General features: G+C 58.1%; 10 protein-coding genes. 5 read left to right on the top strand and 5 right to left on the bottom strand.

The window, feature by feature from the left end; genetic code table 11:
* Positions 1–960: a hypothetical protein gene (locus O4G22_RS00095; protein ID WP_306701863.1), complete on the top strand. Its 960-nt coding sequence runs from the start codon at positions 1–3 to the stop codon at positions 958–960.
* 18 nt (positions 961–978) lie between these two features.
* On the opposite strand, the gene O4G22_RS00100 is transcribed toward O4G22_RS00095, so the two are convergent.
* Positions 979–2,133, bottom strand: coding sequence for an MFS transporter (locus O4G22_RS00100; RefSeq protein ID WP_306702433.1), 1,155 nt, complete (start codon positions 2,131–2,133; stop codon positions 979–981).
* Positions 2,134–2,282: 149 nt separating this feature from the next.
* Positions 2,283–3,671, bottom strand: coding sequence for an RNA polymerase factor sigma-54 (gene rpoN, locus O4G22_RS00105; RefSeq protein WP_306701864.1), 1,389 nt, complete (start codon positions 3,669–3,671; stop codon positions 2,283–2,285).
* Between the two features lie 142 nt (positions 3,672–3,813).
* Between rpoN and O4G22_RS00110 the strand changes: the two genes are divergently transcribed.
* The 4 genes from O4G22_RS00110 to O4G22_RS00125 all read left to right on the top strand — a co-directional run bounded on the left by O4G22_RS00110 (position 3,814) and on the right by O4G22_RS00125 (position 8,906).
* Entirely contained in the window at positions 3,814–4,524 is a 711-nt protein-coding gene (locus O4G22_RS00110; RefSeq protein ID WP_180974692.1) for a GDSL-type esterase/lipase family protein, read from the top strand.
* A 211-nt stretch (positions 4,525–4,735) separates the two neighbouring features.
* Entirely contained in the window at positions 4,736–5,335 is a 600-nt protein-coding gene (locus O4G22_RS00115) for a manganese efflux pump MntP family protein (RefSeq protein WP_297405666.1), read from the top strand.
* Positions 5,336–5,443: 108 nt separating this feature from the next.
* Entirely contained in the window at positions 5,444–7,672 is a 2,229-nt protein-coding gene (locus O4G22_RS00120; RefSeq protein ID WP_300771730.1) for a tetratricopeptide repeat protein, read from the top strand.
* A gap of 16 nt (positions 7,673–7,688) precedes the next feature.
* Positions 7,689–8,906 carry a hypothetical protein gene (locus O4G22_RS00125; protein WP_094140301.1) on the top strand — a complete coding sequence of 406 codons (1,218 nt, stop codon included), beginning with the start codon at positions 7,689–7,691 and terminating at the stop codon, positions 8,904–8,906.
* Between the two features lie 231 nt (positions 8,907–9,137).
* Here O4G22_RS00125 and O4G22_RS00130 read toward each other — a convergent pair whose 3' ends face one another.
* The 3 genes from O4G22_RS00130 to O4G22_RS00140 all read right to left on the bottom strand — a co-directional run bounded on the left by O4G22_RS00130 (position 9,138) and on the right by O4G22_RS00140 (position 12,311).
* Positions 9,138–10,517: a replication-associated recombination protein A gene (locus O4G22_RS00130; protein ID WP_022197174.1), complete on the bottom strand. Its 1,380-nt coding sequence runs from the start codon at positions 10,515–10,517 to the stop codon at positions 9,138–9,140.
* Between the two features lie 107 nt (positions 10,518–10,624).
* Positions 10,625–11,020 carry a hypothetical protein gene (locus O4G22_RS00135; protein ID WP_290488355.1) on the bottom strand — a complete coding sequence of 132 codons (396 nt, stop codon included), beginning with the start codon at positions 11,018–11,020 and terminating at the stop codon, positions 10,625–10,627.
* Between the two features lie 364 nt (positions 11,021–11,384).
* Positions 11,385–12,311: an NAD-dependent epimerase/dehydratase family protein gene (locus O4G22_RS00140; protein ID WP_022197172.1), complete on the bottom strand. Its 927-nt coding sequence runs from the start codon at positions 12,309–12,311 to the stop codon at positions 11,385–11,387.
* Positions 12,312–12,326: the final 15 nt, after the last annotated feature.

The raw sequence follows: 12,326 nt of genomic DNA on the forward strand, positions 1-12,326 counted from the left end.
ATGACGCCCCGCATGCATCCCTACGCCGTCCTGTCCTCCGGATTCCTGCTGTTGTCCACCGGTCTTTTCTCCTGCACGCTGCTTTCCACGGTTTCCTCCGGGGGACCGGAAACGCCGCGGACCCTGGGCGCGCGCATGGAAAAACACACGGAAGTCCTGCAAAAAGACATCGGGGTCAGAAACGCCGGCCAGCCCAAATCCATGGAAGCCGCCGCCAAATACATCGCCGGGAACTTCTCGGACATGGGGTACGCCGTCACCATGCAGCCGGTATCCGGAGGAAACGCGGAAAAAGGAGAGGCCATTTACAACATCCTGGTTTACAAGCCCGGCCTGTATTCCAGCAACCAGAGCATCGTCGTGGGGGCCAATTACGATTCCAGCGGACGGCGCAACAACGGCAGCGGAACAGCCCTGCTGCTGGAGACGGCGCGAGGCCTGAAGGACATCCCCACCAATCACAATATCTATTTTGTCGCGTACGCGAATGGAGCGGAACCCACGGGGAAATCCATTCCTTCCGGCGCCTGCGTGCATGCCGGCGCCCTGAGCGGCAGCATCGGGGCAGCCAACATCCTGGGCATGATCAATTTGGAACCCCATAAGCCGGATGCCGGAGGGGAACGAAAACAGCCGGCCCCGGAATCCTCCCGGGAAGCCGTTCTGTTCGTGACCACCCCGCACGGCAGGAAATTCGCAGGCCAGTGCACCGCCCCCTTCGCCAAATCCTGGGATCAGGCGCCCACAACCTTTTACCGGGAACCTTCCGCCCTCACAGGCAATGACCGCCATTACGCGGTCCTGGGCATTCCCACGGTCTCCTGCCGGTGCAGGTATCCCGTCACGGATGCCCGCACGGAAGAGTATGTGCAGGCGCTGACGGACATGATCCACCAGGTAGCGGACAACGACGCGCCCGAACCGGCAAAAAACGCCGATCAGGACGGGAAAACATCCTGACGTTTCCCTCCCTCCCCGTTACCGGGACAGCTTTCTCCTTCCGTGGCCCCCGCCCAGCACCAGCACGGGCATGAAGGAAAGAGCCACCAGCGCAATAACCATAGGCATCCAATTATCGGAATACCTCTGCATCAGGAACGAAGTCAGGGACGGGCCGGCCAGTGTGCCGACGGAATAACTCAACAGCAGAAGCTGGTTCATGGTCACCAGTTCATCCCGGGAGGCTTCCTCGCATCCCCAGGCCATGGCAACAGGGTACAGGGAAAATCCGGCCAGCCCCAGAGCAATCAGGGAGGGAGCCATCAGCCCTCCCTTCAGCATCAGCCCGGCACAGGCCGCCGCCACCAGCAGGGACTGGCATTTCATGACGAAAGCGCGGCCGTACCTGTCCGCCAGCCTCCCCATGGGCCACTGCCCCAGAATGGCAGCGGCAATCAGCAGGGCCATCCAGTATCCCACGGAAGAGTGGCTCATGCCCTGGCGCTTCAAAAACAGGGGCATCAGGCAATAAATAGTACCCAATACCACACCGGAAATCACACATCCCACAATGCCCAGAAAGACGCTGCGGCGCCTCAGCAGTGTCCGGATCTCCACATGGGAGGAAGATGAAATCTCCCCATTGCCCGATTCCAGACGCGCAAACATCAGCGGAACCATGCCCGCTACTGATAAAATGCACACTTCCGTTGCAATCAGGGACATATCGCTGGGGAACCAGCCCAGAAGCAGCTGCCCCAGCACCGTACCCAGATAATAAACCACCATGTAGGAAGCCAGAAGAATGCCGCGGGTTTGCAGCGTTCCGGCCCTCAGCAGGGCGCTCTCCACCACCACCCAGACCAGGGCGCAGCTGATCCCCGCCAGCAGCCTGAGGCCGCTCCAGGCCGGCATGCCGGGAAACACAGGCAGCAGAACGGTGGACACCGCGCACAAAAGGCATGCATATTGGTAACTTCCTTTGAATCCGGCCCTTCGGATCACGCCGCCAGCCAGCAGCGTGCCGGCCAGGTTCCCGAGAAAAAAGAAAGCCCCCACCAGCCCCGCCTCCCAAGTGGCGGCATCAACTTGCTCCATCCACAGGGGAACAACCGTATTCAACACGGCAAACGCCACTGTCTGGAAAAGAAGCCCCGCCAGCAGCAGGGCAATAGGCCAGGTAAATGTACGCATCACGATAAAGCGGGGATTATAGCACCAAAGCCGCACCAGTCAACCGCCTCTTCCGCCGGAAAGAAAAACAAGAAAAGCGCCTGAAGAACAAAAGACACATTTTATTGAATGTGAATTATTAACAAACAATTCAAAAAGATAGGAAACTGTCATATTCCCCGGCGCAGGGAAGCGGGCAGTATCTTCATCTGCTCCCGGTATTTGGCCACCGTCCTGCGGGCGATGTTCACCCCTTTTTCCCGCAGCGCAGCCGCCAGCCCGGCGTCACTGAGGGGTTTGGAAGAATCTTCCTCCGCAATCAGCCGCCGCATCATCTCCTGGACGGCGCCGGAAGCCATGGTTCCGGAGGCCGCCCCATCCGGGGAAACGCCGCCTTCAGAAGGAACTCCCGCACTGAAAAAGGATCTCAGTTCTTTCATCCCCCACCTGCACAACAGGTACTTGTCCCGGCACGCCCGGGAAACCGTGGAAACGTGAACGCCCATCTCCTCTGCCACCTCTTCCATGCCCATGGCCTTCAGGCGGGAGGGACCGGACCTGAAAAAATCCTCCTGCCTCCGCACGATGACGCGGGCCAGGCGCAAAACGGTCTCCTGCCTCATATCCAAAGCCCGCAACAGCTCCTGGCCCTCCCGGAACGCCCTGCGGAGATACTGCCTCAGCTCCCGGCTTCCGGAACCCTCCGACATCAGCTCCATATACCGTTCATTCATGGACAGGCGCGGAAGATACTCGGAAGTGAGGGCAACCTCCAGCGCGCCGGAAGGGTTTTCCTCCACAATGACGTCAGGCAGCAGATGAGGGTTGCCGCCGGGGGCGTAAGCCCCCCCCGGATCAGGAGTCAGGCTTCTAATCACCTCCAGGGCTTCCGCTACGGCGCCCGGTTCCACGTCCAGCAGGTTCGCGGCTTCCTCATATTTGTGCGCCGCCAGTTCCCGCCAGCAGCGCTTGACCAGGCGGAAAGCGAGCGAACGCTTCAAACCGCGCTGTTCAAGCTGAATCAACAGGGAATCCCTTAAATCCGCAGCCCCCACTCCGGGCGGGTCCATTTCCCTCAGCGCAGCCAAAGCTTCCCCCATGTCCCGCATGCTGAAACACCCCTGCTCTTCCAGCTCCTGCGGAGACTCCGTCAGAAATCCGCGTTCGTCCAGAGCGTCAATCAGCAGGAACAGGGCGTCCCGGGCGCGCCCCGTCAATGCGGAATGCTGCGCCTGGTTCATCAAATGGGTTTTCAGGGATTCCGGAGCCACTACGGATTCATACATGAAATCACGGCGTGCGGCCGCGTCCTCAGAAAGGCGGCCTTCCACCGTAAACTCATTCCACCCGTCTTCCCGTTCATTCCTGTCATCTCCGTCCTCCAGAGCTTCCGGGGAAGCGTCCGGCAATTCCTCAAGCATGGGATTGGTTTCCAGCGCCTGGCGGACAATCTGCCTCAATTCCAAAGCGGAGGCCTGGAGAATCTGCATTCCCGTCTGCATGGACTGGGAGACGGCCATCTGACGCGTCATTCCATGCTGCAGGGATACCTCACTCATACGGCCCACAAGCTACACCACCCCCCGGAATCTGGCAAGGGGGAACACCCTGCCGCAAAAGCTGCCCGCACACCGCAACAGCGAAAAAAAGGCCATCACTTTCATGTGGCGTTTTTGGAAAGCTCCCGTACAATAAATGCCCATGAAGATTTTACATATACTTGCTTTCTCCCTGCTGGCCTCTCTTCTCTCCACGGCTGCGCCGTCCCCTCTGGTTCCGCTGCCGCGGGAACAGCCCCAATGGTGGAGAAAGCAATATGAACAGCAGGTGGAACAAATAAAGAACAACCCCTGCGGCGTCCTTTTCCTGGGAGATTCCATTACGGACTACTGGAAAAGGGAAGGGAAAACAATATGGGAAAAGGCGTTCGCCCCCTATCATCCCTGCAATTTCGGCATTTCCGGGGACCAAACCACCAATCTGATTTACCGCATCACGGACTCCGGCATCCCGGCCCAGACGGATCCCAAACTCTGCATCGTCATGATCGGCACCAATAATACCGGTCATTTCAAAGGAGGAGAAGCGCCGGAACAAACGGCCATGGGCATTCTGGGCGCCGTTGAACACCTGCTGGTCAGATTCCCGGACACCCACGTCCTTCTGCTGGGCATCTTCCCGCGCGGCACAGGACCGCAGGACAAGCTGCGCCAGCATAACGACCGCATCAACGCCGTTCTGGCCCAGTGCAAGCTGCCCCGCACCACGTACGCCAACATCAACAGGCGTTTCCTGGATTCCGCCGGAAAACTGCTCCCCGGCATCAGCAGAGACAATCTGCACTTTACGGAAAAAGGCTACGCCATCTGGGCGGACGCCGTGCTGCCCTATATCAAAAAATACTGCAAATAGCTTTCTTTCCCATCCTCAACGCATGGCTGCCGGAAGACGTCTTTCCATCAGTCATGCGTGCGGTCCGGAAACATGCATGCAGGAGACATGCCTCCCCGGCTGAAAGATGGAATCAAGCCTCCACCGCCTGTGATGCATCCGGAACCCGGAAGAAACGCAAGGAACATAAAAATTGCTTTTTGCCGGGGATGCCCTAGAGTGCCTCTCCGCAATGAGCATGCCGCTTGCCGACTTGATATTCCTGGCTTTTGCCCTCTCCGTGGACGCTTTCGTCGTGGCGTTCTCCTACGGTTTGCTCATTAAGCAAAAGCGTTTGAGCAACGGAATCAGGCTCTCCCTGTCCACCGGGGCCGGCCAATTCCTGATGCCCGTGCTGGGCTTTTTGCTTACAGGCTCCGTGCACCGGTATATTGCGGCCTGGGATCACTGGCTGGGCTTCGCCGTGTTCACGTTCCTTGGAGTTAACGTCCTCCGCGAAGGATGGAATCACCGCAATGGAGAAGAGGATATGCCCCACGTCGCCAACCTGACGCTTCCTACCCTTATGGCCGTGGGAATCGCCACCAGCATCGACGCGCTGGTGGCGGGCGTCAGCATTTACCTTTCATCCGCCCAGTGCGGAACCGGCCCCACCCTTCACGCGGTGCTTCTCCCCGCCGCCGCAATCGGCCTCACCACGTTCCTGTGTACGGCGGCTGGCTTTTTTCTGACCGGACGGCTGCACCGCTTCCCGACCTTTCATCTGGAAGCGGGCGCCGGGCTCATCCTCATCGGCCTGGGCGTCAAAATGCTCTGCGACCATTTGTGCTGAAATGTACCACGAAGGATGATAAAAACGCTCCTCCGGCACCGTAATAAGCAGAAAAACGCACTGGCTCTCTCCCCGCTCTTTCTGCTATTATCAAGTAATCCTTTCCACATGAATATTTCACACCTTCTTCTCTGTACCTCCCTGCTCGCGGCGCCCGTCTGCGCGGCGCAGGGCCTGACGGAACCTGAAACGGAAACGCCGGCCTCCGCCAGCCGTCTGCCGGCGCCCCTGGCACAAAAAATTGCCTCCGGAGACTTTGACGGTCTGCAGACGGAACTGCGTTCCACCCTCCTGAAGGCAGGAGAACAAACGAAATCCGAACAAAAACTGCTCCAGAACAGGCAGTACCGCCATTTGCTGGACATTCACGAACTCCTGCGCGTCACGGGACCGGACAAGGTGAAAGCCGTGTTCTCCAAAAGCGCACAGGATGCCGCTTTCATCAAAACCTTTTTACAGGATCCGGCATGGATAGAGCTTTACCTTGGAGCGGGCCTGATTCCGGAAAATTCACCGGAAGGTCTTCAAATTCTTTCCGACATCTGGAAAGCGGACGGCAAGAGCCCGGATTTCCGGAATTACCAGTCCCTGGCCACCGGGCTGGCCTCTGTCTTTTCCACCGGCCCCATGGCGGGAAGGCTCAAAACCAACTCCGCCAACAGCAATCCGGTGCGCCGCTACCGGATTTTCAAGAAACTGCATCAGGAAAACAAGCTGCATCCGGGATTCATCAAGCTGCGCCCATGGGAAATGCGCTTCGTCGTGGGAAGTCCCTGGGACGATAAATCCTACGAATGGAGCAATGAACACGTCAACCTCCCCTGGCGGCGGTACACGGCCGCCTGCTGGGCCGCCCCTTATACGGGCCATAATTTCTTTGGCGATACCATTCAGGGACCGCTTTTCTACGTGCCGTGGAGGGATCTTCACACAACTGCGGAAAACACTCAGATCATCGGCGGCGTCTGCGGCGGCCTCTCCTACTTCGGCACCATGGCGGCCCAAGCCCACGGCATCCCGGCCTATCCGGTAGGGCAGCCCGGCCACTGCGCGTACGCCGTGCGCGTGAAGCGGGGGGAATGGAAAGGCGGCTTCGGAGGACCGGACGGAGGCATGCACAACCATATCTTCGGCTCCCAGGCCCCAACTTCCTACCTGCTGATGGAAAACGTCTTTGCTGACAACGACAAGGCGGACCAGGCCTACCTGTGGGCCGCCCAGGCCCGGCTGGACGAAGCTTCCGGCAATAAGGACAAGGCCATCCAGGCATGGGAGGAAGCGCTCAGGCAAACCCCTCTGCACCCGTTCTTCCGCACGGAACTCCAACGCCTGCTGATGGAAAAGAAAGGCATGCAGCCTATCGACTGGTACGTTTACGCCAAGGATGCCCTTTCCCACTATCAGGGCAACGGCTTTGCCGCATTCGACATCCTCAAGGACGTGCAGAATAAATTCCTGATGGATATTCCGGCGGAAGACCGGATTGCCTGGTTCCGGGACCTGCATGAAGCCATCGCCACCACCCCCACATCCTGGGCAGTGAAATTCCAGCCCGTGCTGGACGCCCAATCCGCCTTCCTGGCCAATCCGCAGGAAAAAGCGGCCTATCTGGAAACAGTCCTCTCCACCCACCTGAAAACGGGGGACGGCACCAATTTTGGCCAGGCGTTGGAATGGGGAGTGAAAAACTTCGTGGAAAACGGCCAGGCGGACGTCTTCTCCAACGCATTCGCCAAGGTAGCCCAGCAAACGGAAAAAACCGGAACCTCCGGAAAAGCCCCCGACCCCAAAAAGCTGAAGGAAGCCTACGGCACAGCCATCTACGCCACGGAAACGGCCCGCTCCATTCCGGCCTTCCAGGCCTTGAGCAAAGCGGCGGCCACTTTCTCCGGCGCCAATATGGCGAGCAATACGGTCAAGGCGGCCGTTCCGCAGGGCTGGAAACTGGTGCCCGCAGACGGCATGGTCCGGTGCTCCACCACAAGCCGGTGGGACACTCCCTGGGATCATATCAACCTGCTGCGTCCCTGCGGGGGTGCCCAGCATACGGATAAGGAAGCCAGTCCGAACGTCATTGTAGAACTGAAAAACGGCGTGAACCTGGCCGGGCTGGTAATCACCAAGCGCAACGGCAATGAAGACCGGATGAAGAAGATGGAGGTTTCCACTTCCACGGACGGAGCCACCTGGTTCCCCCTGTCCGCCACGGAAAACATGCCCAAGGAATGGGTGATCACCGCCCCGGAAGGCGCCAGAGCCAAGTGGATCAAGGTGGAAGCCAAAAACGCACAGCCGGAATTCATGCATCTGCGCCATATCCTCGTTTACGAAAAATAAATTCTCCATTAACGCCATGCTTCATCATATCCATACCGTTTCCGGCCTGCTGGCCGCAGCTCTCCTCCTGTCCGCCCCCGTCCAGGCGGCCCTCCCCGCCTACAGCGCCGTGAAAGACGAGGCGAAAACCGTCAATAAATACATGATCGTCGTGTGGGCTGGCACGGACTGGTCCCCCAAGTCACGTGAAATCACCCGCGCAGTGGAACACCTGGCCAAGAACTCCCCGGAACCCGTGCTCTGGTGCATCCAGGACGAACGTGAGGAAATGACGGAAGAAGAGCAGAAACTGCCCAAGCCCCCCGGGGAAATCTGGAACATCCCCGCCATTCAGGTGGTCTCCCCCACCGGAAACATGGTATTCCTGTCGGAAGGCGTCTCCAGGGAAACATTGCCAGCCGTCATGAAGCAGGCGATGGAAGCCGTAAAACAGCAAAACAAAGCCAATGCCCTGTGGGAAAAAGCCGCCGCTTCATCCGGAACGGCCGCGGCCCTTCTTTACGGAGAAGGACTTCAGCAGCTTCCTCCTTATGCGGCCTCATCCAGAAAGGATATTCTGGAAAAAATCAAGAAGGCGGACCCGGAAGATACCAAGGGCGTGCACTTCAAATCCACCTTCAATCATCTGCCCTACATTGAAAAAGTGCAGAGAATGGTGAATGATTCCGCCAAAGACGGCGGGCCAAAGGATTACAAAACCGCCCATGCCTATGTAAACAAACAGCTCAAAATCCCCGGCCTGACGCCCCTTCAAAAACAACAGGTCATGGCGGCCAGGTTCTGGCTCTACCGCCATGAGGGGAAAAAGGACCAGGCGCTGAAGACCCTGACGGACATCGCCAGGATATCCCCTAAAACCCTCATGGGAATAGGCGCCCAGAACTACTACCGCTACCTGACGGAACCCGTCACCCTGAAAAGTCCTCACTTCACGGGCTACGACCTGCGTCCGGAACTGACGCCTACCCGCGTTAACGTCAGTAGCATGCTCGACGGCCCCGGAAACTACAAGATCACCTTCAAGATGAACAACGGCGGCTGCAATATCCGCAATCCCCGCTTCATGAAGGGCAACCGCGTAGTCAGCGAACTGCCCAAGGACCGTCAGGACAAAAACGGGCGCGAATTCACCCTGCGCCTCTCCGGTTCGGAAAAGCCGGACCTGGTTTTCGACTGCCAGGGACACGGATGGTTTGATGCGGACTGCGACATCATCGTGACCAAGGAATCCTGATTCTTGCCGACAAACAAACACGCCGCCATATCACAACCTTCACAGAGGCAGGATATTACCAGGGGATTTCCTGCCTTTTTTCCGGAGAGGGAAGCATTCCCAACCGGCGCTCAAGCGGAAGCCGCCCCACTCTCCCTGCCCTTTGCCGGCCCAGGCCGAACAACATTCCCGGCAGCTTCAAGGGAGCGATAAGGGAAACATTCTTCTCATTCCCGCGTCTTCAAGGGAGGATTACCCCTTCTTCCCGTCTTCCCTCGCGTTCTCCGCCAGTTGGCGGCGGTACTCCATGCGCTCCCTGATCCGCAGTTCCAGTCCGTTTCCGGTGGGAGTGTAATACACGCGGCCTTCCGGGAGGTAGGCCTGGGGAACGTAATGTTCCGGATAGTCGTGGGAATACAGGTATTCCAGCCTGGCGGCATCCGCGCCTCCGGCGGCGGCCAGCTTCTTGCGCGTGGGCGTCCGGAGGTGCTCCGGCACGGCCAGCGTTTTCCCATTGCGCACGTCATCCATGGCGGCGTTGATGCCCATGTAGGCGGAATTGCTCTTGGGAGCCGTCGCCAGGTAAACCGCAGCATGCGCCAGCGGGATGCGGGCTTCCGGCATGCCGACCATTTCCGCGGCGCGCGCCGCATCCAGAGCCACGCGCAGGGCGTTGGAGTCCGCCAGCCCTACATCCTCCGACGCGGCGATGACCAGCCTTCTTCCGATAAAGCGGATATCCTCCCCTGCTTCCAGCATCATCCCCAGCCAATACAGGGCGGCGTCCGGGTCAGAGCCGCGCATGGATTTGATGAAAGCGGAAATCGTATCGTAATGGGAATCCCCCAGGCGGTCGTACCTGATGGCCTTGCGCTGGATGGATTCCTCCGCGACGGAGATGTCCACATGAATGACGCCGTCTTCCCCCGCGGGAGTGGACAGGACAGCCACTTCCAGAGCCGTGAGCGCCTTCCTGGCGTCTCCGTCCGCCTTGGCGGCCAGATGGTTCAGGGCATCCTCCTCCATATCCACGCGGAATGCGCCCAGCCCGCGCACCTCATCCGCCAGGGCGCGCTTCAGCAGGGCGGCCAATTCCTCCTCCGGCACCGGTTCCAGCGGAAAGACCTGGGAACGGGACAGCAGGGGGGAGTTAATCGCAAAATAGGGGTTTTCCGTGGTCGCTCCAATGAACCTGACCGTTCCCTTTTCCAGATGAGGAAGCAAAACATCCTGCTGGGCCTTGTTGAACCGGTGCAGTTCATCCACGAAGAGGACGGTTTTCCGCCCGTGCATGCTCATCCTCATCTGGGCCTGGGCTATTTTTTCCCGGATGTCCGCTACATTGGATTCCACGCCGTTGAGCATCATGAAATGGGCATTCGTCGTCCGGGCGATGACGGCGGCCAGAGTAGTCTTCCCGCAACCGGGAGGCCCGTAGAAAATCAGGGACGTGAACCGGTCCGTCTCAATGGCCCGTCTCAACAGCTTGCCCGAAGCCAGCAGATGCTTCTGCCCGGCCACTTCATCCAGGGCGCGCGGACGCATGCGCGCGGCCAGCGGCATGGCGGAAGTATCCGCTCCGGGCTCAAAACCTTCCCGCGCTTCCGCTTCCTGTAAACTGAACAAATCCATCGGAAACACTTTACCCGGTTGAAAGGCCGGAGAAAAGGCCAATCCCCGGAATCCTGAAAGTTTGGCGGAAGAGGCACCGTTTCCCCCCTCAGGAAAGAAATGCGCCTTTATCCCAACCTGGACCAGAAGGACAGCATGAAAACCATGCTGACAGGGGCCAAAATACTGAACAGCAGCCCCGCCACAGCCAATCCCCTGCGGTTCACCTCCCAGTAATGAAGGGAGGCGATCAGCATCCAGATGGGAATCACAACCATGTGGACGAGAGCCAGAAGCCCCCAGCCTGCCAGCACCAGCAAAAAGAGCCATGACTGCGAGCCGTCCGCATTATTGCTCGGCATGACAAGGCCAAAGAAGCGGTACACAAACAAAAAGAAGACGAATACGGCAAAAGGTATCCATCCCCAGCGGGCTTCCTCCTTCCGGCGGGCCATGGCCAATTCGAAACAGGGATCTTTAAACGCAGGCCATTGCTTGGCGGAAGAATCTCTGAAGAAACGCATATCGCTCGAAGTCTCTATTATCGCGCCTTTCTTCCGTCAATGATATTCAATGCCAGTCCGGCTTTTTCCCGCAGAAAATTTTTTCCTCTAACAAATACGGGACATCGGCTTCAGCCAATTACCTTATTGTCAAACCAAAGGACTGTAAAAATTCATGAAAAACTTTTGACCATAAATCATTTTTTCATTCTTCCTCCCCCCGCTCTTCTTCTTTTCCCATGATGGGAAAAGTCTTTTTGCATGATCCAAATTTCAACACCCGTCCAATTTGTCATACACATCCCCAATTTCCCATAAAAAAGACTGCCTCCGCTACAGGAGCGGAGACAGTCCGGAGTAATATAAAACCGGAAATTACGGAAGGCTACCTGCCCAGAATTCCCTTGAAGTATTCCAGCGTCGTCGCCAGGCCTTCCGGCAAAGTATGCCTGGGCTGCCATCCGGCATTGCGGAGCTTGTCCGCACAGGCGCGGGAATGCTTGACGTCTCCCGGACGTTCCGGCGCATGAAGCACCTTGGAGGAAGATCCCGCAGCCTTGATGATGTTCTGCGCCAGCTCTTCAATGGTGATCTGGCCGCCGTAACCGGCATTGAACACGCCGGTGACTTCCGGGTGTTCCGCCACAAAGGTCAGGGCTCCTACAATGTCTTTCACATAGATGAAATCGCGCGTCTGGGAGCCGTCCCCATACACGGTGATATCTTCCCCCTTGACAGCTTTTTCAATGAAAATGGGCACGGCCGCGGCATAGGCGCCCTTGGGGTCCTGCCGGGGGCCGAAGACATTGAAGAAGCGCACGGCCGCCGTATTGATTTTTCCTTCCGCCCGGAACATGTTGAGGTAGTATTCCCCGTCCAGCTTGGTAATGGCATAGGGGCTCTTGGGTTCCGGGTACATGGTTTCCAGTTTGGGCACCGTAGGATTATCTCCATAAATGGCGGCGGAAGACGCCAGCACGATTTTTTTGACTCCGGCGGCGGAAGCTTCCTCCAGCACGTTCAGCAAACCGTTGACGTTGATGTCGATGCATTCGCCGATCTTGCTCATGGATTCCGGCACGGAGACGAGCGCGGCCATATGGAAAATATAGTCCACCCCCTGCACCGCCTGGCGCACCAGCTCCCGGTCGCAGATGGAACCTTCGATGAATGTGTGCCTGAGCCCTTCCAGGTTTTTGAGATAGCCCGTGCGCAGGTTGTCCAGCACACGGATTTCTTCCGCCTTATCCTGATAGTGTTCCACAATATGGGAACCGATGAATCCGGCGCCGCCGGTTACGAGAATCTTCATGTTTTTCCGATGTTG

The organism is Akkermansia muciniphila, from assembly GCF_030848305.1.
In the GTDB taxonomy this organism is placed as follows: Bacteria; Verrucomicrobiota; Verrucomicrobiia; order Verrucomicrobiales; family Akkermansiaceae; genus Akkermansia; species Akkermansia muciniphila_A.

Bases quoted from the DNA above. Each gene is read 5' to 3' on its own strand.
- O4G22_RS00095 (WP_306701863.1), top strand. From the start codon at position 1: ATGACGCCCCGCATGCATCCCTACGCCGTCCTGTCCTCCGGATTCCTG.
- O4G22_RS00100 (WP_306702433.1), bottom strand. From the start codon at position 2,133: ATGCGTACATTTACCTGGCCTATTGCCCTGCTGCTGGCGGGGCTTCTT.
- rpoN (WP_306701864.1), bottom strand. From the start codon at position 3,671: ATGAGTGAGGTATCCCTGCAGCATGGAATGACGCGTCAGATGGCCGTC.
- O4G22_RS00110 (WP_180974692.1), top strand. From the start codon at position 3,814: ATGAAGATTTTACATATACTTGCTTTCTCCCTGCTGGCCTCTCTTCTC.
- O4G22_RS00115 (WP_297405666.1), top strand. From the start codon at position 4,736: ATGAGCATGCCGCTTGCCGACTTGATATTCCTGGCTTTTGCCCTCTCC.
- O4G22_RS00120 (WP_300771730.1), top strand. From the start codon at position 5,444: ATGAATATTTCACACCTTCTTCTCTGTACCTCCCTGCTCGCGGCGCCC.
- O4G22_RS00125 (WP_094140301.1), top strand. From the start codon at position 7,689: ATGCTTCATCATATCCATACCGTTTCCGGCCTGCTGGCCGCAGCTCTC.
- O4G22_RS00130 (WP_022197174.1), bottom strand. From the start codon at position 10,517: ATGGATTTGTTCAGTTTACAGGAAGCGGAAGCGCGGGAAGGTTTTGAG.
- O4G22_RS00135 (WP_290488355.1), bottom strand. From the start codon at position 11,020: ATGCGTTTCTTCAGAGATTCTTCCGCCAAGCAATGGCCTGCGTTTAAA.
- O4G22_RS00140 (WP_022197172.1), bottom strand. From the start codon at position 12,311: ATGAAGATTCTCGTAACCGGCGGCGCCGGATTCATCGGTTCCCATATT.